The sequence below is a fragment of the Streptomyces auratus genome (assembly GCF_050433025.1).
Taxonomy (GTDB): Bacteria; Actinomycetota; Actinomycetes; order Streptomycetales; family Streptomycetaceae; genus Streptomyces; species Streptomyces sioyaensis.
The window spans coordinates 2,569,637-2,591,020 of record NZ_JBNGCB010000001.1; the positions used below are offsets into that span (position 1 = coordinate 2,569,637).

The 21,384-nt window shown below is 73.2% G+C and carries 21 protein-coding genes and 1 riboswitch; of the genes, 12 read left to right on the forward strand and 9 right to left on the reverse strand.

All coding sequences use genetic code 11. The annotated features are described in order from the left end of the window. Positions 1–2: 2 nt before the first annotated feature. Positions 3–1,106: a peptidoglycan-binding protein gene (locus BKA18_RS11030; RefSeq protein ID WP_366042973.1), complete on the forward strand. Its 1,104-nt coding sequence runs from the start codon at positions 3–5 to the stop codon at positions 1,104–1,106. Positions 1,107–1,277: 171 nt separating this feature from the next. Next, the gene (locus BKA18_RS11035; protein ID WP_366042974.1) at positions 1,278–1,940 is read left to right on the forward strand and encodes an HAD-IA family hydrolase; all 663 of its coding nucleotides are present in this window, start codon (positions 1,278–1,280) and stop codon (positions 1,938–1,940) included. 61 nt (positions 1,941–2,001) lie between these two features. On the opposite strand, the gene BKA18_RS11040 is transcribed toward BKA18_RS11035, so the two are convergent. Then, on the reverse strand, positions 2,002–2,583 hold the full coding sequence (locus tag BKA18_RS11040) for a TMEM165/GDT1 family protein (protein ID WP_366042975.1): 582 nt from the start codon (positions 2,581–2,583) through the stop codon (positions 2,002–2,004). A gap of 227 nt (positions 2,584–2,810) precedes the next feature. Further along, positions 2,811–3,569, reverse strand: a complete 759-nt coding sequence (locus BKA18_RS11045; RefSeq protein WP_366042976.1) for an ABC transporter permease — start codon at positions 3,567–3,569, stop codon at positions 2,811–2,813. A gap of 207 nt (positions 3,570–3,776) precedes the next feature. Here BKA18_RS11045 and BKA18_RS11050 point away from each other — a divergent pair, with 207 nt between their 5' ends. From BKA18_RS11050 to BKA18_RS11070, 5 genes are all read left to right on the forward strand, one after another. Then, positions 3,777–4,421: an HNH endonuclease family protein gene (locus BKA18_RS11050; RefSeq protein ID WP_366042977.1), complete on the forward strand. Its 645-nt coding sequence runs from the start codon at positions 3,777–3,779 to the stop codon at positions 4,419–4,421. A 113-nt stretch (positions 4,422–4,534) separates the two neighbouring features. Continuing rightward, positions 4,535–6,256 carry an alkaline phosphatase D family protein gene (locus BKA18_RS11055; RefSeq protein WP_366042978.1) on the forward strand — a complete coding sequence of 574 codons (1,722 nt, stop codon included), beginning with the start codon at positions 4,535–4,537 and terminating at the stop codon, positions 6,254–6,256. A 182-nt stretch (positions 6,257–6,438) separates the two neighbouring features. Then, a complete protein-coding gene (locus tag BKA18_RS11060; RefSeq protein WP_366042979.1) occupies positions 6,439–8,409 on the forward strand; it encodes an FAD/NAD(P)-binding protein in 1,971 nt (656 codons plus the stop codon). 78 nt (positions 8,410–8,487) lie between these two features. Further along, positions 8,488–8,952, forward strand: coding sequence for a DoxX family protein (locus BKA18_RS11065; RefSeq protein ID WP_366042980.1), 465 nt, complete (start codon positions 8,488–8,490; stop codon positions 8,950–8,952). A 218-nt stretch (positions 8,953–9,170) separates the two neighbouring features. Further along, a complete protein-coding gene (locus tag BKA18_RS11070; protein WP_366042981.1) occupies positions 9,171–9,824 on the forward strand; it encodes a DedA family protein in 654 nt (217 codons plus the stop codon). Positions 9,825–9,834: 10 nt separating this feature from the next. Here the strand turns inward: BKA18_RS11070 and BKA18_RS11075 are convergent, their stop codons facing one another. Then, positions 9,835–10,479, reverse strand: a complete 645-nt coding sequence (locus tag BKA18_RS11075) for a DUF4328 domain-containing protein (RefSeq protein ID WP_366042982.1) — start codon at positions 10,477–10,479, stop codon at positions 9,835–9,837. 416 nt (positions 10,480–10,895) lie between these two features. On the opposite strand from BKA18_RS11075, the gene BKA18_RS11080 reads away from it, so the two are divergent. Then, positions 10,896–12,092, forward strand: a complete 1,197-nt coding sequence (locus BKA18_RS11080; protein ID WP_366042983.1) for a methyltransferase — start codon at positions 10,896–10,898, stop codon at positions 12,090–12,092. A gap of 134 nt (positions 12,093–12,226) precedes the next feature. Then, positions 12,227–12,883, forward strand: a complete 657-nt coding sequence (locus BKA18_RS11085) for a nucleoside/nucleotide kinase family protein (RefSeq protein ID WP_366042985.1) — start codon at positions 12,227–12,229, stop codon at positions 12,881–12,883. Here BKA18_RS11085 and BKA18_RS11090 read toward each other — a convergent pair. Further along, complete coding sequence (locus BKA18_RS11090) at positions 12,846–13,271, reverse strand: hypothetical protein (protein ID WP_366042987.1); 426 nt, start codon at positions 13,269–13,271, stop codon at positions 12,846–12,848. The two genes, BKA18_RS11085 and BKA18_RS11090, sit on opposite strands and share 38 nt — an antisense overlap. Before the next feature lie 211 nt (positions 13,272–13,482). Here BKA18_RS11090 and BKA18_RS11095 point away from each other — a divergent pair, with 211 nt between their 5' ends. The 3 genes from BKA18_RS11095 to nicT all read left to right on the forward strand — a co-directional run bounded on the left by BKA18_RS11095 (position 13,483) and on the right by nicT (position 16,464). Next, entirely contained in the window at positions 13,483–14,076 is a 594-nt protein-coding gene (locus tag BKA18_RS11095) for a MarR family winged helix-turn-helix transcriptional regulator (protein WP_366042988.1), read from the forward strand. Beyond that, on the forward strand, positions 14,073–14,921 hold the full coding sequence (locus BKA18_RS11100) for an alpha/beta fold hydrolase (RefSeq protein ID WP_366042989.1): 849 nt from the start codon (positions 14,073–14,075) through the stop codon (positions 14,919–14,921). The genes BKA18_RS11095 and BKA18_RS11100 overlap by 4 nt, the downstream gene beginning before the upstream one ends. 79 nt (positions 14,922–15,000) lie before the next feature. Further along, positions 15,001–15,215, forward strand: a riboswitch (cobalamin riboswitch). Between the two features lie 31 nt (positions 15,216–15,246). Next, entirely contained in the window at positions 15,247–16,464 is a 1,218-nt protein-coding gene (gene nicT, locus BKA18_RS11105) for a Nickel transporter NicT (RefSeq protein ID WP_366043462.1), read from the forward strand. Positions 16,465–16,486: 22 nt separating this feature from the next. Here nicT and BKA18_RS11110 read toward each other — a convergent pair whose 3' ends face one another. The 5 genes from BKA18_RS11110 to BKA18_RS11130 all read right to left on the reverse strand — a co-directional run bounded on the left by BKA18_RS11110 (position 16,487) and on the right by BKA18_RS11130 (position 21,305). Next, the gene (locus BKA18_RS11110; RefSeq protein WP_366042990.1) at positions 16,487–16,987 is read right to left on the reverse strand and encodes a VOC family protein; all 501 of its coding nucleotides are present in this window, start codon (positions 16,985–16,987) and stop codon (positions 16,487–16,489) included. 176 nt (positions 16,988–17,163) lie between these two features. After that, entirely contained in the window at positions 17,164–17,715 is a 552-nt protein-coding gene (locus BKA18_RS11115) for a DoxX family protein (RefSeq protein WP_429638315.1), read from the reverse strand. 162 nt (positions 17,716–17,877) lie between these two features. Continuing rightward, a complete protein-coding gene (locus BKA18_RS11120) occupies positions 17,878–18,654 on the reverse strand; it encodes an enoyl-CoA hydratase/isomerase family protein (protein WP_366042992.1) in 777 nt (258 codons plus the stop codon). 5 nt (positions 18,655–18,659) lie between these two features. Next, on the reverse strand, positions 18,660–19,886 hold the full coding sequence (locus BKA18_RS11125; protein WP_366042993.1) for a CaiB/BaiF CoA transferase family protein: 1,227 nt from the start codon (positions 19,884–19,886) through the stop codon (positions 18,660–18,662). A 6-nt stretch (positions 19,887–19,892) separates the two neighbouring features. Continuing rightward, entirely contained in the window at positions 19,893–21,305 is a 1,413-nt protein-coding gene (locus tag BKA18_RS11130) for a M20/M25/M40 family metallo-hydrolase (RefSeq protein WP_366042994.1), read from the reverse strand. Between the last annotated feature and the right edge of the window lie 79 nt (positions 21,306–21,384).

Genomic DNA, 21,384 nt, shown 5'->3' on the forward strand with positions numbered 1-21,384 from the left:
TCGTGACGGCACGGAACTGCCCGCACTGCTCTGCCCCGGTACGCGGCGACGGCCGGCCGGCCTGTCTGTGCGCGGCGGTCGGCGCGGACGACTTCGATCCGCTGCGCGTTCGGCCGTACGTGTCACTGCCCGACGGGGAGGAGGGCGCGGGCGAGGACGCCGGGAGGGGGTTCGGAAGGGATGACGGAAGGCATGACGGGAAGGGCGACGGCGGGGACGAGGGTGGGGTGGGCGGTGCCGGTGCCGTCGGCGTGGCCGGTCCGGGTGTCGCCGGAGCAGGTGGGGCCGCCGCCGGACCGGGCGACCCGCTGGACGACTTACCCGGGGTGGACGCGGCGGTGTACCGCGCCGATACGTCCGCCTCCACCACTTTCCCCGCCCAGTCCGCCCCCTCGGCTCTCCCCTCCCCCGACCCCCTGGTCCCCCGAGCGCGGCGCCGCTCCGGTCCGACCTCCCGGACGTTCGCCGCGGCCGAGGGGGAACCGTCCGCCGGCCCCGCCGGCCCCGTGCAGCGCCGCACCCGCCCCCGGCCGGCCGCCCTGGTGGCCACCGGCGCCGCGGCCGCCGTCGCCGCCGCCCTGATCGGTACCGATGCGCTGACCGGCGGCGTCCGGGACCGGGCGGCGCCGCCCGACCAGAGCACCGCCTCCCCCAGCGCCGCCCTCCCCACCGGCGACGCCCCCACACCGAGCGCGGCCGCCTCCTCCCCCACCCCCGGCCGCTCCCCGTCACCCGCCGCGACCGCCACCGGCCCGCCCCCGGCCACCGTGCGGCGCTACCGGACCCGGCTTCCGCGTCCCCCCGCCCCCACCAGGGCGTCCGGCAGCGTCGCCGAATCCCCCGGCAGCCCCTCCCCGGCCTCCAGCGCTCCGCCCACCGGGCCGCTGGTGCTGCGCGAGGGCGCCTCCGGGCCACAGGTGGCGGAACTCCAGCAACGGCTGCAGCAGCTCGGCCTGTATCCGGGCGCAGCAGACGGCCGCTATGACGCGGAGGTACGGGCCGCGGTCTCGCGCTACCAGCGGCAATACGGGGTGACCGGCGACCCGGACGGCGTCTACGGCGCCGGGACGCGGGCGTCCCTGGAGTCCCGCACCGGAAAGCCATAGCCCCGGCACGGGGGCGCTGACCGGGGCCGGTTGTCGACACCCGGAAACGTTTTGTATCGTGTGAGAACAAAGTGGTTCCGCCCGCACTCCCTGACCGGCGGGCGGAACCACTTGACCTTCTGCACGGCCGGTCCCGCCGTCCGCATGCCCGTAGCGCCGAGGAGCCCGCCGATGACGGCCACCACCACGCTCACCGCCCGCGCCCTGCTGCTGGACATGGACAGCACGATCGTGAACTCCGAGGCCGTCGTCGAGCGCTGCTGGCGGCGCTGGGCGGCCGAGCAGGGGCTGGACGCGGACGAGGTCCTGACGGTCGTCCACGGGCGGCAGGGCTGGGCCACCATGGCGGCGCTGCTCCCGGACCGCCCGATGGAGCGCAACCTGGCGGACAACCGCCGGATGCTGGCTCAGGAGACCTCCGACATGGACGGCGTGGTGCCGGTTCCCGGCGCACCCGCCTTCATGGCCGCCCTGGCCGGCCTTCCGCACGCCCTGGTGACCTCCGCCGATATCGCGCTCTCCGACGCCCGGATGGGTGCGGCCGGGCTGCCCATGCCCGCCGTGCGGATCACGGCGGAGAGCGTGAGCGCCAGCAAGCCCGATCCGGAGGGCTTCCTCAAAGGCGCCGCCGAACTGGGCTTCGCCCCCGAGGACTGCCTGGTCTTCGAGGACTCCGAGGCGGGCATCGAGGCGGGCCGGGCGGCCGGTATGCGGGTGATCGGCGTCGGCGACCGCGCCGTCGCGCTCGCGCCCACCGCGCACGTACGCGACCTCACCCAGGTCCGCGTCGAGGCACGCGCGGACGGCGTGCTCGCCCTCCACCTCACGGACTGAGCAACCGGCCGCGCGCGAGCGGCCCCCGGCGGCGCCGTACCGCGCGCCGCCCGCGCCCTGCTCAGCCCGCAATCGCCTCATACAAGCTCAGCCCCGCCAACACGAGCATCACGCACGCGGCGACCTTCGTGATGAGCCGGAGCGGAACGTACTTCATGAGGGTCCGGCCGCCGAGGATGCCCAGGGCCGCCACCGACCACAGGGCCAGGACGGCGCCGACGCCGACCGAGAGCGGGGCGTCGTACCGGGCCGCGAGGTTGGCGGTCATGATCTGGGTCAGATCGCCGAACTCGGCGACCAGGATCATCATGAAGCCCGCCCCGGAGACCTTCCAGAAGCTCTGGTCGGCGGGCTTCTTCACCTCTTCCTCGTCGTCGCCCTTACGGAAGAGCAGCACGGCGGCGCCCGCCAGGAAGAGCACACCGACCACGCCCTGTACCCAGCGGTGCGGAAGCAGCGTCAGCACACTGCCCGCGGCGATGGCGAGCGCGACATGCACCAGGAAGGCGGCGGCCACGCCGGCGAAGACGTAGGAGGCGCGGTAGCGGGTGCCGAGCATCAGGCCGGCGAGGGCGGTCTTGTCTGGCAGTTCGGCGAGGAAGACGACGCCGAAGACGACGGCGGCGATGGTGAGACTGAACACGGGGTGGCATACCTCGATCGGTCGGGCCGCACCAAAGAAGCCCGGGAAAGGGGTCGCTTCGGCACGGCAGCGTCAAACACTGCGGCCGAAGGTCTCGCTGGCGCCGTACGGCTGCGTACCGCGCTCCGGGCGCCGGCTCGCCACGTCGCCACAGCGCGCGAGGCGCGCTCCACCAGGGGTGGTGGTCGGGCGACGGGAGGGCATTATGTCGACGGTCCGGCAGAGAGCTACTCCCCTTCTGCTGCCCCCGAGGGTACGCGGTGCATTCGGCCGCGCGCGACCAGCTCCAGCACCACCGCACAGGCCGCCGCCTGCACCGCCAGCAGCGCGACCAGCACGAACAGCTGCACCGCACCGGCCTGTACGGGCGAGGCGCCGCCCAGCAGCATGCCGACGAACGCGCCGGGGAGTGTGACCAGCCCCACCGTCCGGGTCTGGTCGAGCCCCGGCAGCAGGGCGTCCGACGCGGCCGGGCGGGCAACCTCCATCCGCGCCTCCCGGTCCAGCAGCCCCAGCGCGAGCCCCGCCTCGAACTCGCCGTGCCGGGTCTCCAGCTCGTCCAGCGCCCGCCGCCCGCCCAGCACGGTGGCGGTCAGCGCGCCGCCGATCAGGATGCCGGTGACGGGGATCAGGCTCAGTCCGCGCGGCGGGACCAGGCCGGTGAGCAGCAGCAGGGCGACGACCGGGACGACCCCGGCGGCGATCGGCGCGGCGGCCCACCACCAGGTGCGGTTCTGGGTGATCCGGCGGCCGGCGGTCCGTACCGCCACCGTGAACATCAGCAGCAGGAAGCACAGCAGCCACGGGAGCGCATGCACCACCCAGCCGATGAGGTAGGAGACGGCGGCGAGTTGGGCGGCCGCGCGCAGTCCGGCGACGGCGATGGCGCGGGCGTGGCCGAGACGTGCCACGCCGGCGAGGGCCACGGCGACGACGAGCAGGACGGCGAGGACGACCCCGAGGGTGGCGTTGACCGGCAGCAGCACGCGCTCACTGTAGGGGCGCGGCAGCGGGCGCATGCGCGGGAGCGGTTCAACCGGAGTGCGGTTATGCACTTATGGCCTCCCGTCAGCCCTTGAACTGACGTGGGCATGTCGCCAGTCTGTTACCTGGTGCCCGTCCCATGGAAACCCCACTTCGTCACCATGGGCCGCACCACATGGCAACTTCCCCCCCACATACAGGGAGTTTCGATGGCAAAGGTCTACGCGCGTCGAGTTTCCATCGCCGCGGGTGCGGCCGCCGCTCTGGTCGGCACGCTGGTGTTCAGCGGCCAGTCCGCCCAGGCAGCGCCGCCCAGCCCCCCGGACGCGGCCACCGCACGGACGTATCTCGCCGACATCAAGGAGCAGCCCGAGGGCTCGCTGGACGGCTACAGCCGCGCCAAGTTCCCGCACTGGATCGACCAGGGCAAGAACTGCAACACCCGCGAGGTGGTCCTCAAGCGGGACGGCACGAACGTGCAGCAGGACAGCAGCTGTGCGGCCACGAGCGGCAAGTGGGTCTCCCCGTACGACGGGGCGACCTGGACCAAGGCCGCCGACCTCGACATCGACCACGTCGTACCGCTGGCCGAGTCGTGGAGGTCGGGCGCCGCGCAGTGGACCACCGCGCGCCGCCAGGAGCTGGCCAACGACCTCACGCACTCCCAGCTGATCGCCGTCACCGACAACGTCAATCAGGAGAAGGGGGACAAGGACCCGGCGAAGTGGCTGCCGCCGAAGGCCTCGTACCACTGCGAGTACGCCCGGATGTGGGTGTGGGTCAAGCATGTGTACGGCATGACCGCGGACTCCGCCGAGAAGGCCACACTGAAGAAGATCCTGGACGGCTGCTGAGCCCTCGTCCCCGCGCCCGCCGGCCGGACACCACCGGCCGGCGGGCCCGCCGCCCCCCGCCTCCCGCGACACCCGGTGTGCTTATCCTCTGACGACGACATGGGGAGGCACCGATGGCCGGACTGCGCGTGGGACCGCTGCTGCGGTACGTCGATGCCACCAGCGCCACGGTGTGGGTGGAGACCGACCGGCCGTGCGAGGTGCAGATCCGCTGCGACGGCGGGGTACACGGCGCGGAGCGCACCTGGCAGGTGGCCGGGCACCACTATGCGTTGGTCCCGGTGACCGGTCTGGCGCCCGGCAGCGAGACGCCCTACCAGGTCCTGCTGGACGAGGGGACGGTCTGGCCGCCGCCCGACAGCCCCTTCCCCGCGAGCACGATCCGCACCCTCCCCGCTTCCCCGGACCGGCCACTGCACTTCGCCTTCGGCTCCTGCCGCTGGTCGGCGACGCCGTCGGACGCCTCGCACGACCCGGTCGGCCCGGACGCCCTGGACGCGCTCGCCGCCACCCTCGCCGCCGATCCCGGCCGGCAACGCCCGGACGTCCTGCTGCTGTTGGGCGACCAGGTCTACGCCGACCAGACCTCCGAGGCGACCGCCCGTGCGCTGGCCGGCCGCCGCGACCTCAGCGAGCCGCCGTGGCAGCAGGTCGCCGACTACGAGGAATACACCCACCTCTACTACGAGTCCTGGCTCGGCCCGGAGGTCCGCTGGCTGCTGTCCACGGTCCCCAGCTGCATGATCTTCGACGATCACGATGTGATCGACGACTGGAACACCTCGGCGGCCTGGCTGGCCCGGATGCGGGCGACCCCGTGGTGGCGCGAGCGGATTCTCGGCGGTCTGATGTCGTACTGGGTGCACCAGCACCTGGGCAATCTGTCGCCCGCGGAACTGGCCGCCGACGAGTTGTACACCCGGGTACGGGCCGCCGGCGACGGGACGGACCTGGTACGGGAGTTCGCGGAGGCGGCGGATGCCGATCCGGCCTGCGTCCGCTGGAGCTACCGCCGGGACTTCGGCCGGGTACGCCTGGTCATGATCGACACCCGGGCCGGCCGGATCCTGGACGAGGGCGGCCGCGCCATGCTCGACAAGGCCGAGGGCGAATGGCTGCGGCAGGCGGTGCTGGAGGAGCGCGGCGGCTACGACCATCTGCTGCTCGGCAGTTCGCTGCCCTGGCTGCTGCCGCATCTCGTCCATGCCGCCGAGGGCTGGAACGCCGCGCTGTGCGCCGGTGAACGCGGCCCCCGCTGGGCCCGGCACAGCGAGTCCCTGCGCCAACGCGCCGACCTGGAGCACTGGGCGGCCTTCCCCGATTCGTTCACCGCGCTCACCGAGCTGATCACCGAGGCGGGCTCCGGCAGGGACGCCCCGGCGACGGTCTGCGTGCTGTCCGGTGACGTGCACCACGCCTATGTGGCGGAGCCGCGCCGTCGTGGCGCCGGCCCGCATCCCGCGAGCCGAGTGCTGCAGCTGACGTGCTCGCCCGTCCACAACAGCATCCCCGGCGTGCTGCAGGCCGGATTCCGGTTCGGCTGGAGCCGGCCGGGCCGGTGGCTGGGGAAGCTGCTGGCCCGGCACGGACGGCTGCCCCGGCCGCCGGTGAAGTGGCGGCGTACGGGCGGCCCGTGGTTCGGCAACCAGCTGATGACGCTGACGCTGGCGGGCCGTGCGGCGCGTCTCGCCCTGGACCAGGCCCGCCGGGAGAAACAGGGCGGCGTCCGGCTCGTGACGGTCTGGCGCACCGAGGTGGCCGATGCCCGCCTTGCCGGGGAATCCACCGCTGCGGACGGTCCGGTACCGGGAACGGATCGGCCGAAGAGCGGATGAGGCGGGCGGCCCGGTGTCCGTGAGGGGACGCGGTACCCCGGGCAGCGTCGTTCTTTGCCGTACCCGGGTGCCGCGCCCGGATACGGGGCGGTGATGATGGGGCGCACGTTTGCCCGTCGCCCGTACCCGGGCGGCCGCGCCCTCCACGCGCCGGCCGTCCGCCGCACCAGGGAGCGCCCCTCTTGGCCGCCGAACGTCTCGCCGACCGCCACGCCCGGCCCGCCCTCGCCCTCGTGGGCGCCGGACCGCGCGGCACGAGCGTTTTGGAGCGGCTCTGCGCCTCGGCCGCCGAACTGGCGCCGGGCACTGAGCTGACCGTCCATGTCATCGACCCGGCCCCGCCCGGTGCCGGGCAGGTGTGGCGCACCGCCCAGCCGCCCGAGCTGCTGATGAACACGGTGGCGTCGCAGGTCACGCTGTTCACCGACGACAGCGTCGAGTGCGCCGGTCCGATATGTCCCGGACCGAGCCTGTACGACTGGGAGGGGTGCGAGGTCGGCCCGGACGACTACCCGGGGCGAGCGCTGTACGGCCGTTATCTGGAGTGGGTCTTCCGCCGCACGGTGCGCACCGCTCCCCCGGAGGTGACGGTCGTGACGCACCCGGCCCGGGCGGTGCGGCTGGCCGAGGCGCCCGACGGTTCGCAGTCGCTGACCCTCGACGACGGCCGGACACTGCACGGCCTGGGGGCGGTGGTCCTGGCCCAGGGCCATCTGCCGACCGCGCCGGACGCCGAGCAGCAGCGGCTGGCCGACTACGCCGCCGGGCACGGTCTGCACTATCTGCCGCCCGCCAACCCCGCCGATCTCTCCGCCGAGCTGGAGTCGCTGGCCCCGGGCCACCCGGTGCTGCTGCGCGGCCTCGGCCTCAACTTCTTCGACCACATGGCGCTGCTGACGACGGCCCGCGGCGGCCGGTTCGTCCGCGGTACGGACGGTGCGCCGGCGTATCTGCCGTCCGGCCGTGAGCCGCGGCTGTACGCGGGCTCCCGGCGCGGCATCCCGTACCACGCACGGGGCGACAACGCGAAGGGCGCCCACGGCCGCCATCTGCCGCTGCTGCTCACCCCGGAGGTGCGCGCGGCCTTCCGCAAGCGCGCCGACTCCGGTGACCTGCCCGACTTCCTGACGGAGGTCTGGCCCCTGATGGCCAAGGAGGTGGAGACGGTCTACTACGAGGCGCTGCTGGCGCGGCGCGGCGCGGGCAGCGAGGCGGTGCTCCGCTTCCGGGAGCGGTTCCTGGCCGGCGCGCACCGCAGCCCCGAAGAGGCCGCCGCCCTGGACGCCTTCGGGATCACGCCGGACGCCCGCTGGGACTGGGACCGCCTCGCCCGGCCGCACACGGAGCAGTCGTTCGCCGGCCCCGCGGCCTTCCGGGAGTGGCTGCTGGGCCATCTGCGCACGGACGTCGCGCACGCCCGGGAGAACAATGTGTCCGGCCCGGTCAAGGCGGCCCTCGACGTACTGCGGGATCTGCGCAACGAGCTGCGGCAGATCGTCGACCACGGCGGGCTGGCCGGGGTGTCCCGCCGCGACCATCTGGACCGCTGGTACACCCCGCTCAACGCCTTCCTGTCCATCGGGCCGCCGCGGCGCCGGATAGAGGAGATGGCGGCGCTGATCGAGGCGGGGGTGCTGGAGGTCGTCGGCCCGCGGATGACGGTCCGGCTGGGCGCCGCCGACGGCCGTGGGCCCGGTTTCACGGCCCATTCCCCGGAGGTGACGGGCTCCCAGGTGACGGCGGCGGCGCTGATCGAGGCGCGGCTGCCGGAGCCGGATCTGCGGCGCACCGGGGACGCGCTGCTGGCCCGGCTGCTGGCCGACGGCGGCTGCCGCCCGCACACCGTGGACGGCTACGAGACCGGCGGGCTCGATGTGTCGCCGAGCCCGTACCACCTGATCGAGGCCGACGGCCGCCGCCATCCGCGGCGTTTCGCGGTGGGGGTCCCGACGGAGGGGGTGCACTGGGTGACGGCGGCCGGGGCCCGCCCCGGGGTGGGGTCGGTCACCCTCGCCGATACGGATGCGGTGGCACGGGCGGCGCTGCGGGCGGCGGTTGCGGGGGTACATACAGGTGCCGGTGCGGGCGGAGGCACGGTTCCGGCAGCACGATCGGCCGCTTCGAGCCAAAGGTCCCATATGGCCAGAGGTTGAAGTTGCAAGTATTGATTAGGTTTCCCTAACCTGTGCCTCCAGCGGTTACCCGTCCCCAGAAACCGTAGGAGCCCCCACATGTCTGCACCCCTGGAATCCTTCCTCCAGAGAGCCACCCCGCACGTCCTCGCGCTCTTCCGCGTCGTCATCGGGCTGCTCTTCGCCTGCCACGGCGCGTCCTCGCTCTTCGGTGTCCTCGGCGGCGCCATGGGGCAGGGCGGCACCCTTCCCACCGGCAGCTGGCCGGGCTGGTACGCCGCCGTGATCCAGCTGGCCGGCGGCCTGCTGGTGCTGCTCGGCCTGGGCACCCGCCCCGCGGCCCTGCTCAGCTCCGGTTCGATGGCGTACGCCTACTTCTCCACGCACCAGGGCACCGCGCTGTGGCCGATCCAGAACGGCGGCGAGGCGTCCGTGCTGTTCTGCTGGGCCTTCCTGCTGCTCTTCTTCACCGGCCCCGGCTCCTGGGCGCTCGACCGGGTCTTCTTCGGCGCGCGCACGGAGCCGACGGCGCCGGCCGCTCAGCAGGAGCCGTCCGCCGCCTGAGGCACCGGCTCCGCCCGGGCCCGTCACGTCCGCGGCCCCGCACTTCCCGGCCCGTACGGCATCCCGCCGTACGGGCCGTGCCGCTTTCTCCGGCCGGCCGACCACCCGGTCACCCGGCCGGTTGGGGCCCGAGCGCACAGGCGTACGCTGTATGGCCGAAGGGCCGCCCCTGCCGCACCGAGCGACGTCGCGGCGGGGTTCGGACCGGGAGTAGGACGTTGCTGGAAAGCCTGGGGTCCCTCAGTGGCAACCCGTGGGTGTATGTGGTCGTCAGCTGCTCGATCGTGCTCGATGTCTTCGTCCCGATCCTGCCGAGCGGGATCCTGGTGATCGCCGCGGCCACCGCCTCCGCCGGCGCCGGGAGCGCCGTGGATGCGGTCGGCCGCGTCGATGTCACCGCCTCCGTCGACGGCGGCGCCCATCTGGCCCCGGCGTTCTCGCTGCTGCTGTGTGCCGCCACCGCCTCGGTGCTCGGCGACATGGTCGCCTACCGGCTCGCCTGGCGCGGCGGTGACCGCTTCGACCGCGCCATCGGCCGATCCCGCCGGCTGACCGCGGCGCAGCGGCGACTCGGTACGGCGCTCACCCGGGGCGGCGGCATCGTCGTCGTCCTGGCCCGCTTCGCGCCCGCCGGACGGTCCGTGGTCAGCCTGGGCGCCGGCGTCGCCCACCGTACGGTCCGCGAATTCCTGCCCTGGTCCGCACTGGCCGGCCTCGCCTGGGCCGCATACAGCGTGAGCCTGGGCTACTTCGGCGGGCAGTGGCTCGGGACGTCCTGGGTGAGTACCGCCCTCTCGGCCGTCGCCCTCTTCGGCGCGGGATCGGCGGCCGCGTTTTTGATGCGGCGGCCGGAGCGGGGTACGGCGCGCTGACGGACACCCCCTAGCGCAGGTGTTTCTGCTGTACCGCGGTGAGGGCGCGGACGACGAAGACGCCGGCCGCGGCCGCGGCGACGACGGTCGCATCGATCACCAGCAGCGGGGGTGCGTTCGTGTAGGCACGGGCGATGACGGCGTCCGTAGTACCGGCGTACAGGCTCGCCCCGCCCAGGAAGCCGACCAGCCACAGGCCCCACCACCAGTTCACGGCGTGCGGCAGACGCTCGCCGGGGGCGCTGGCGCGGTGGACGTCCGCGACGACTCCCCGGGGGATCCACAGGTTGGCGATGGGGACGATCCAGCCGGCGTAGACCCAGGGCCAGGCGTAGCGCGGGCGCTGTCCCGAGAGGGTGTGCGCGTTGTCCCGGACGCGCCACAGCCAGGCCAGGAAGGCGAACGCGCACAGCAGCGTGGCCACGTCTCCCAGGGCACTGACGAGGTGGTACGTGTTCTCCAGCGCGGTCAGTGTGCGGTGCTGTCCGGCGCCCTGGTCCGGCGGTCCGGACGCCGGCTGTCCAGCCGCGGCGAGCTGAATCTGCCATGCGGCCCGGGCCGCCCAGGCAGCGCCGGCGAGGGCGAGGGCGGCGACGGCACAGCGGGCCGCTCCCCGGACCGGGCGCAGAGCGGGCGGTGCTATCTGATCGTTCACGTGGTCGTCCTAAGTCCTACGGGAGGTCGCGTCATCCCTACGGGAGGCCGCGTCGGCCACAGGCCACTCCGTCCGAGCCGGCGTTCCCCCTCGACATTGAGGGTCGGAGTATTGGGGGGTGGCCCGCCGGGTTCAGGAGCGGCCGACATCATCGCGGCGCACCTTCGCGGGGGCGGCTCCCAGCGGAACCGTCCGGCTACTGTAGCGAAGCCGCCCTTCCACGCGTTGACCTGCGCGGTCACGCTTCAGTGGCACACACCGGGGCGGGCCAGACCCCGATCCGGAGTAAAATCGGCCGTCACACCACGCCCCCCGTCTCCTGTGAGCCGTTCGCGCTCCCCGGACGCCGGACCGGGACCGCCCCCCTGGGCGGCACCCTCGGCGGGGTCCGAACCACACACGCGAGGCACACTTCGGTGAACCAACCGCCGGTCGTCGAATGGACCGAGGCCGACGAGGCCCGTTCCGCCCGTTGGCGCTCCGAGAACGGCGCTCCGCCACCCCGCCGCATCGTCATCGCGGACGACCGGACGAAGGCCGACGACGCCTACAAACTCGCCTGCGAGGGCACCGCGCTGCTGTGGCGCGGCGATTTCCACAACGCCCGCCAGCTGCTGACCGCGATGGCCCGCCGGATCGACCGCCGCCCCCGCAAGGCACCGCCCGCCGACGTCACCCAGGCGTTCCATCTGCACCGCGCCGCGCAGAACCAACGCGCCCGCATCCTGGGCATGCTGCTGGTCCCGCTCGATGCGTCCCTCACCGTCCCGCTGCACCGCGCCCCGGACGTCCGCGAGGCCTGCGCCAGGGCGTACGGCCCCGCTGAGCCCGCCGGCGACGAGGCGTCCGGGGCCGCCGAGGGCGCGGATCCGACCGCCTCCCTGGTCTCGCTGCGCGAGCTGCTCGGCCTCATCGGCGCCAACGAATGGCGCAGGAAGGGAGTGGAGATCCCGGCGCTCGGCGGCGACCGCATCCATCCGCACTACGGCGTCTTCTCCCCGGCCCGCGGCGAGTACGTCGACCTGGTGGCCGAGGCCCCGCTGCCCTCCCGGGAGCTGGCGTTCGACATCGGTACCGGCACCGGCGTACTGGCCACGGTGCTCGCCCGGCGCGGAGTACGCCGGATCGTGGCCACCGACCAGGACCCGCGGGCGCTGGCCTGCGCCCGCGAGAACACCCAACGGCTGGGCGTCGCCGGACAGGTGGAGGTGGTCGAGGCCGATCTGTTCCCGGCCGGCCGAGCCCCGCTGGTCGTCTGCAACCCCCCGTGGGTGCCCGCGAAACCGACCTCCCCCGTGGAGCATGCGGTGTACGACCCGGGAAACCGGATGCTGCACGGCTTCCTGGGCGGCCTCGGGGACCACCTGACACCGGACGGCGAGGGCTGGCTGATCCTCTCCGACTTCGCGGAACACCTCGGTCTGCGTCCGCACGCCGCACTCCTCGACGCCTTCGCCGCCTCCGGCCTGACCGTCCTCGGACGGCTCGACATCACCCCCCGCCATCCGCGCGCCCGCGACACCTCCGACCCGCTCCATGTGGCCCGCGCCGCCGAGGTCACGTCCCTGTGGCGGCTGGGCCTGGCGGGCGGGGGCGCGGCCGACTCCCGCTGAGGCCGGGCGGGTTGGGGCCGGCGCGGGGCGGCGGTGCGGCCGCCGGGCAGGGCCGGTATGGACCGGGAAATGCAGCCGCCGGCTCGGGGTGCGGCCGCCCGATGGGCCTCCCGGTCGGGCACGATGGAGACATCATGGATCTCCGGTACCTCCTCTCCCGCGCCCGTGGCCTCGCCGCCTCCGCGACGCCCGGCCGGCGCCGGCTGCTCGGTATCACCGGCCCGCCGGGCGCCGGGAAGTCCACCCTCGCCGCCCATCTCGTGGCCGGGCTGGCCGGGCAGGCGGCGCTGGTGCCGATGGACGGCTTCCACCTCGCCGAGGCGGAGTTGCGCCGCCTGGGCCGCGGGGACCGCAAGGGCGCACCGGACACCTTCGACCCTGCCGGCTACGCGGCACTCCTGGCCCGTCTGCGCTCCCCCGAACCGGACACCTCCGTCTACGCCCCGGCGTTCGACCGCCGTATCGAGGAACCGGTCGCCGGCAGCATCCCCGTGGCACCCCACATCCCGCTCATCGTCACCGAGGGCAACTACCTCCTGCTCGACTGCGCCCCCTGGTCGCGGGTGCACGCACTGCTCGACGAGGTCTGGTACGTGGAGCTGGACGGCGCGGAGCGGATCCGGCGGCTGATCGACCGCCATGAGCGCTTCGGACGCCCGCGTGCCGATGCCGAGCGGTTCGTGCACGCCTCGGACGAGGCCAACGCCCGTGTCGTGGCGGCCACCCGCGAACGCGCCGACCTCGTCATCCGCTTCACACCCGACGAGGCTCCGTCCCCCGAGGGCGCATAGGCCCCTTCCCGGCCTCCCTCACTCGGCCGTCGGCGAGCAGCCCGGCCACCGACAGGGCGCCCCAGCCCACGGAGACCGCCACCGCCACCGCCCGGCGGCCGCGCCCCGGCAGCGTCGCACCGAGCAGCACGGCATCCCCCAAGTCGGCGGCGATCCGCACATATGCGGCGGTGCGCAGCGCCGGCCCTTCCGGAGCCAGTGCCAGGGCCAGCCCGCTCACCGCGTCCCGCCAGGCCAGTGGACGCAGCGAGGTCCGGGTCGCCGGCGCGGTGCGCCCCGCGGCATCGGCCAGCCCCGAGGGCCGGGCCAGCAGACCGGGCGCCGCGGCCACCGCCACCCCGTACGCCGCCGTGGCCACTCCGACCGCACGCAGCAAAGAGACCTTCATCCACCGTCCGCCTTTTCTCACCCACCGGTCACACGAGCCCCGTCAGGCTCGTTCTCCTCTTCAACCCCTTTCCGCGGCAGCCCCCTTCCCAAACGACATCACGAGTGTCACCATGACACCATGAGTGTCATTGAAGGGGAGTCGCTGAGGGGGAATCAGTGAGGGGGAATCAGTGAGGCGAGTCGGCATCATCGAGGGGGAGTCCACGTCCATGAGCACCATCGAGCGCGGCGGCGACGGCGAGGGAGCACCGGCACCGGCACCCGAGGAAGACCTGCTGTACGGCGTCATCCGGCGCCTGTGGCCACTGCACCGCACGGTCGTGCGCGCGGTGGAACGCGAACTGTCCGGCACGGGCCTGACCGCCGGCGAACACGCACTGCTGGACGCGCTGCACGCCGAAGGCCCGCGGACCGTCCCGCAGTTGGCGCGCGCGATGGACCTCGACCGACAGCCGGTGCAGCGCTGGGTGAACCACGCCGTCGAACTGGGCCTGGCGGTGACGGCGCCCAACCCCGCCCACCGCCGCTCGTCGCTGATCCAGCTCACGACCGAGGGCGCGGAGGCGATACGCGGAATCCAGAAGGCCGAGACGGCGCAGCTGCGGCAGCGGCTGGCCGATCTGCCCGCCGAGGACCTCCGCACCGCACTGAACGTGCTCGACCGACTCGGTGAGGAATTCCGGCACCTCGGGAACGGCTCACACGTTCCACCGGAGGAAACCGACAGTCACGGCAATACCGACGCCCATCGCATCCAGCCCAGCTCCCCGCATCCGACGCACAAAGGACGGCCCAGAGAATGACCCGCAGAATCACCGCCTGGTCCGAGATCGACAACGGCATCGTGCCGGTCGAGGAGGGCGAACTCTTCTACGAGACGGCGGGCTCGGGCCCCGCGGTGGTACTGCTGCACGGCGCGATGCTCGACCAGCACATGTGGGACGAGCAGTTCGCCTGGCTGGTGAACTCCGGCCTGCGCGCGATCCGTTACGACCTCCGCGGCCACGGTCTGTCCTCCACAGTGGCCGGTGACTACGCCCACCACGAGGACCTGTGCGCCCTTCTCGACGCCCTCGACGTCCCCCGCGCCGTCCTCGTCGGCCTCTCCCACGGCGCCCGGGTCGCGCTGGACACCGCCCTCGCCCACCCGGACCGGGTGACGGCTCTGGCGCTCGCCTCCCCCGGGATCAGCGGCCGCGCCTTCACCGACCCCTTCCTCCTGGAGCACATCAAGGAGCAGGTGGCGGCGATCGGCGCACCGGACGGCGTGGAGCGCTATATCGAGCACTTCCTGCGGATGTGGGTGGACGGACCGCACCGCGAACCGTCCGCGGTGCACCCGGGATTCCGTGAGCGGATGCGCGCCTCGGCCGAGGCCAATGTGGAGGTGCATGGCGAGGGGACGGCATCCGGTATGCCCCTGGAGGTCGGTGCCGCCGGGCGGCTGGGGGAGATCCGGGTGCCGACGGTCGTCTTCGACGGCGATCTCGACGGCCGCGACATCTCCGCCAACGCCCATGCGATAGCGCTGTCCGTCCCCGGCGCCCGCAGGATCCGGATACCGGGCGCGGCCCATATGGTCAATCTGGAGCACACCGCGCTCTTCGACCAGGAACTCCACGCCTTTCTCTGCTCCCTTGACCTGTGACGGACGGGCATCTCCCGCCGACGGCGCTCCCGCCCGTCCCCGGATCCGCCCCACGGACCGCACCCCTCCCCCGTGGCGGTTAGAGTGGCCGGGCCGTGGTGTTCGGGAAGACCGGTGACGGACCTTGAGGTCCCAGACCGGAGCGGCCCTCGCCACTGTGATCGGGGAGTTTCCACCCCTTCCGCAGATGCATGACGCCTCTGCGGCGCCACTGACCGCAGCCCGCGGCCGGGAAGGCGGGGGCGGACGCGTGCACCCGTAAGCCAGGAGACCGGCCACGGCATCTCACGAACTGATCCACGAGGTGCTGGAGCGTGACCGCCGGATGGCCCTGTCCACCGATACCCCGACCACCCCTGCCTCCGGCGCCTTCCGCTGGCGCCGGCAGGACACCGTCCGTACCGCGGGCTTGATGGCCGTCATAGCCGGACTGCATGTCGTCGCCTTCGGCGTGCTCTTCCTGCTGGTGGTCCCGCACCACTACACCGTCGGCAGCCAGGTCTTCGGCGTCGGGCTGGGCATCACCGCGTACACCCTCGGCATGCGGCACGCCTTCGACGCCGACCACATCGCCGCCATCGACAACACCACCCGCAAGCTGATGGCCGACGGCAAGCGGCCGGTCTCGGTCGGCTTCTGGTTCGCCCTCGGCCACTCCAGCGTGGTCGTCGTGATGGCGGCCCTCGTGGCGGGCGGCGCGCAGCTCGCCGGCATCCTGCTCAACGACGAATCCCGCATGCACCAGATCCTGGGCATGGTCGGGACCACCGTCTCGGGGTCGTTCCTCTACCTCATCGCCGCCCTCAACCTCATCGCGCTGTCCGGGATGTGGCGGGTCTTCCGCGAGATGCGCAGCGGCCGCTACGACGAGGCCGAGCTGGAGCGGCAACTGGACTCACGCGGCTTCATGAACCGCTTCCTGGGGCGGTTCACCCGCTCCGTCTCCCGCCCCGGCCAGATGTTCCCGCTCGGCTTCCTCTTCGGGATCGGCTTCGACACCGCGACCGAAGTGACCCTGATGGTGATGGCGGGCAGCGGCGCCGCGGCCGGTCTGCCCTGGTACGCCGTGCTGTGTCTGCCGCTGCTCTTCGCCGCCGGAATGAGCCTGTTCGACACCCTCGACGGCACCTTCATGAACTTCGCCTACCAGTGGGCGTTCTCCAACCCGGTGCGCAAGGTCTACTACAACCTCGCGATCACCGGCCTCTCGATCGCCGTCGCCTTCTTCATCGGCACGATCGAGCTGGTGACGGTGCTGCACGACAAGCTCGCCCTCACCGACCCGCTGACCGGCTGGATATCCGGCCTCGACCTCGACAACGTCGGCTTCCTCATCGTCGGCCTGTTCGTGGTCGTGTGGGCCGCGGCGCTGGCGTACTGGCGGCTGTCCGGCGTCGAGAAGCGCTGGACGGAGCGGGCCGGGCGAGCGCAGCCGACGGAGCCGGAGGGTACGACAGGTCCGGCAAGCACGACAGGTCCGGAGGAAGAGGTGCAGCCGGCGGGGCGGAGTGGACAGGAGGAGCGGGCGGCGTCGGACGCCTGAGGACCGGTCCGCCCCCGCCCCCTCAGGTAGCCGACCCCGCCGCCGCCCCCGTCATCAGGTCCGGCCCCCAGCGCTCCAGTGCCGCCGCCAGATCGAGCGGCAGCAGGCGATCCGGCTGGTCCGGGCCGGGCCAGTCCTCGCGCGGGACCCGCCACATCACCTCGAACTCGTTGCCGTCCGGGTCCTTGGCGTACAGCGACTTGGCGACGAGGTGGTCGCTGGCTCCCAGCAGGGCGCCCCGCTCGTCGAGCCGGTCACGCGCCGCGATGAGTTCGCCGAGCGTGCCGACCTCCCAGGCGAGGTGGTAGAGCCCGACGCGACCCGCTTCGGGCCCGGGAGCCCCGGGACCCACGGTGAACAGCCCCAGGTCGTGATCGTTGAGCGAGCCGGGAGCGCTGAGAAACGCGGCGCGCCCCGGCACTTCGACATCCACCGTGAGCCCGAGAGCCTCGGTGTAGAAGGCGACGGCCCGCGCCACCTCACGTACATAGAGCACCGCGTGATTGAGACGTCGTACCGACATGGCCCTGCTCTCCGCTCTTCCGCCGTGACACCACCATGGTGCCGCCGCACTCCCCGTTTCCGACTCCGCTGCACCTGCCCCGCCGGGCCGGCATCCGTTCCTTTGCCCGGACCGAGCGCGGTGTCTGTTCCTCCCGTCCCGGGCCGGCATCCGTTCCTGCCCCGCCCGGCCCGGCGTCACTTCCGGACCAGCAGCATCACGCCCGCCACGACCACTCCCAGCACCAGTGCGGCCACACCGCGGACCGGCCGGTGGACCCGCAGGCCGGGCAGGAAGCGGTCAACGGCCAAGCGGCCGGGCCCGGTCAGCGCCAGGGCCGCCGCACCGGCGGTCAGCAGCAGCTCGTACTCCACGCCCTTGGGCGCGAAGAAGCCCCCGCCCCACTTCACGGCCAGGGCATTGACCATCGTGCCGACGACCGCCGCGGCGGCGAGCGGGGTGAGCAGCCCGGCCACCAAGCCGAGCCCGCCGAGCGTCTCGCTCAGTCCGGCGACGACGGCCATCGTCCGGCCGGCCGGATAGCCGCTCATCGTGAAGAACTGCCCGGTCCCGTCGAGCCCCGGCCCGCCGAACCAGCCGAACAGCTTCTGGGCGCCGTGGGCCGCCATGGTCAGCCCGAGCGCGAGCCGCAGCACAAGCAGCCCGGTGTCGTAGCCGTACGGAGCGGGCTTGTCGCGCATCGAGACGCCGAGGCGGGAGGGCTCAAGAGTGCTGAGGGGGGACGTCATGAGAAGCGCTCTTTCACAGGTCGAGGACCGGCCCGCGAACCGACGGGCCAGTTACTTGAAACTTCAAGTCACTCTCGACGATACACAGCACCCCCCACGGCGAACAACAGCGCGCGGCGACCCCGGACGGCCCGCCGCGCACCCACCCCACACCGTCCCTGCTCAGGACGGGTCCGGCGGTGCCGCCGAGGGCCGCCCGAGGAAAGCGGCGATCGCGCGGTCGAAGTGGGGCCGGGCCACCACCGGCCGTTGCGGGGCGGCGGTCGCCGTGCGCTGCGGTGCCAGGGCGGCGGCGACGGCCTGTTTGGCGGCTCGGATCGCCGCCGGCGGATGGTCGGCGATCCCGGCGGCGAGGCGGCCGACGTGCTCGGCGAGCCGGTCGTCGGGTACACAGTGGTCGGCGAGTCCGAGGGCCACCGCCGTGCGGGCCTCGACCAGCCGGCCGGTGTAGAGCAACTCCCGTGCCGTGCCCGGTCCGGCCAGGGCGACCAGCCGTGCCGCGAAGACCGGGCTGGCGAGGATGCCGAGCCGGGCGATCGGCATCCCGATCCGTGCGCTGTCCGCCATGAGCCGCAGATCGCAGGCGAGGGCGAGCTGGCACCCCGCCCCCGCGGCGACCCCGCGGACCTCGGCGATCACCGGGACCGGACAGTCCTCGATCGCCGTGAACGCCGCTTCCATGTGGGCGAAGGACTCCTCGACACGGCCGGGGTCCGCCGCCACCCAGTCGGTCATGTCCGACCCGGCGCAGAAGGTGTCGCCCTGCCCGCGGATCACCAGCACCCGCAGCGCCCCGCACGCCCCGAGCTCCCTGATCTGCCGGGCCAGGGACGCCCAGGCGGCGGCGGGAAGGGCGTTGCGCCGGCCGCCGTCACCGATCCGGATCTCGCCGACGGCGCCGGAGCGCGTGAGCGCGACGGCGGGTTCGGGGCCGGTCACCGGGGTCACTTCGCGGCCTTCCGCGCACGGAGACCGGCCAGTTGTCCGGGGCCGGCCCCCAGGGCGGTCAGTACCTGTGCGGTGTGCTCACCGTGCCGGGGCGGCGGGGTGCGTACGGCCGCCGGGTGCTCGGACAGCTTGAGCGGCGAGGCGAGCGTACGGAGGGTGCCGGCGTCGGGGTGCTCGATCTCGGCGACCATGCCGCGGGCGATCACCTGGGGATGCCGTAGGGCCTGGTCCACGGTGTTGATCGGACCGACCGGTATCCCCGCCTCGGTGAGTTGTGCGGCCCACTCCTGGGCGCCGCGGGCAGCCAGCGCGCGTTCGATCAGCGGAAGCAGCTCCCCGCGGTGGCGGACCCGGTCGGGGTTGGTCGCGAACCGTGGGTCGTCGGCGAGAGCGGCGAGTCCGATCGCGGTGGCGAAACGGCGCCACAGCCCGTCGTTCCCGGCGGCCACCATGAGATGACCGTCGGCGGTGGGGAACGCCTGGTAGGGCACGATCGCCGGATGGGCCGAGCCGTAGCGCTGCGGGACGTCGCCGGAGGCGAAGTAGCCGGCGGCCACATAACTCAGCCAGGCCACCTGGCCGTCCAGCAGCGAGACATCGACCCACTCGCCCCGGCCCGTGCGCTCACGGCTGCGGAGGGCGGCGAGGATGCCGAGGGCGGCCCACATGCCGGCGGCGAGGTCGGCGGGGGACACCCCGAAGCGCACCGGCGGCCCCCCGGGCTCGCCGGTCACGCTCATGACCCCGCTCACCGCCTGCGCGATCGCGTCATAGCCGGGCTCCTGCCGGTACGGCCCGGTCTGCCCGTAGCCGCTGATCGAGGCGTAGACGACGCCGGGGTTGCCGGCCCGGACGTCCTCGTAACCGAGACCGAGGCGGGCCGCGGTGCCCGGCCGGAAGTTCTCCACGATCACATCGGCGGTGCCCGCCAGCTCGTGGATCAGGCCGCGGCACTCCTGGTCCTTGAGGTCGACGGCGATACCGCGCTTGTTGCGGTTGACGCTGTGGAAGTACGCCGCGTCCTCGCCCTGGAAGGGGGGACCCCAGACCCGGGTGTCGTCTCCGGAGACGGGGTCCTCGACCTTGATCACATCGGCGCCCAGGTCGGCCAGCATCATGGTGCAGAACGGCCCGGACAGGATGCGGGACAGATCGAGGACCTTCAGACCGGTCAGCGTTCCGTCGTGGACGAGCCAGGGCCCGGGGTGTGGTGCGGGGTGCATCGGGTCTCACGCCTCCGTTCCGGTGGAAGGCGCCAACGGGCCGTCGGACGAGCCCAGTTCGAGCAGGAGCTCCATGCAGATGGCGGTGGCGTCGAGGAAGTAGTCGACGCGCAGGTTCTCGTTCGGCGCGTGGTTGGCCTGGTCGGCGTTGGCCAGCGGCAGGCCGATGCTGGGCAGCCCGAGGACGTCGGTGAAGACCCAGTCCGGGAGGGTGCCGCCGTAGGCGGGTATCAGCAGCGGGGGCCGCCCGGTGACCCGCGAGATGGCCGCTGCCACCCGCGGCGTGTAGGGATTGTCGATCGTGGTCCGGGAGGCCGGTGTGCCGCCGGTCTTGACGACCGTCACCTCGGGGGCGTGGACCCGCAGATGGGCGGCCACCCGCTCGAAGACGGCCTGCGGATCCTGGCCCGGCGTCAGCCGGATGTCGACGCCCGCCTCCGCGGTGTCGGGGATGATCGTCCGGGCCACGTCACCCGTGCTGATCCCGTTGATCGTCAGCGTGGGCCGGTCCGCCAGGCGTTCGTAGAAGGACAGCCCGTCGAAGGCGGGGTCCATCCCACTCAGCCCGATGTCCCCGAGGACCTGCGGCAGATCGAGCGGGAGCGCGGCGAACGCGGCGCGGTCGGCGTCGGGCAGCGGTTCGCGGCCGTCGTCGAAGCCCTCGACGAGGACCCGGCCGGCCGGGTCCTTGAGGCAGGCCAGCGCGTGGACCAGCTGCCAGGCCGGATTGGTCGCGACATTGCCGAAGTTGCCGGAGTGCAGGGGACGGCTCGGACCGGTCGCCCGCAGCCGGAGCCGGAGCATGCCGCGCACCCCGTGCGAGACACACCATTCACCGGACTCGTGCACCGACCGGTCGCTCCAGACGACCAGATCGCCGTCGAACAGTTCCCGGTGCGCGCGCAGGGTGGTCGCCAGCGTGGGGCTGCCGATCTCCTCCTCGCCGTCGAGCAGCACCGTGACCGAGCAGGGCAGTTGGCCGGCGTACTCCTCGAACAGGCGCAGCGCCTGCAGATGCGCATAGTGCTGGCCCTTGTTGTCGCCGGTGCCGCGCCCCCAGATCCGCCCGTCCCGCAGGACCGGGGTGAAGGGGTCGGAGTCCCACTGCTCGCGCGGTCCGGCCGGCTGGACGTCGTAGTGGCCGTAGAGGAGGACGTGCGGCGACCCGGCCGGCCCGGCGCGGTGGCCGACCACCAGCGGCCGGCCCCCGTCGCTCGCCAGCACCGACGGCGTCAGGCCGGCCCGCTTGACCTCGTCGAGTGCACGGTCGGTCGCGGCGGGGAACCCCTCGCCGGTCGCGCTCACGCCGGGTTGGCTGACGTAGTCCATCAGTCCGGCGATGAGTGCGTCCTGGCGCTCGTGCACCAGATCACGCGGGGTGCCGGGGAGCTGAGCGCGGATCGTCGCAGCGTCCGTCATGGAAGTGACCTCGTTCTCTCGTGGGGGGCCGGCGGGCAGGGACCCGTCCGGCAGCAGCCGTTGGCGGCTGGTCGGCGGT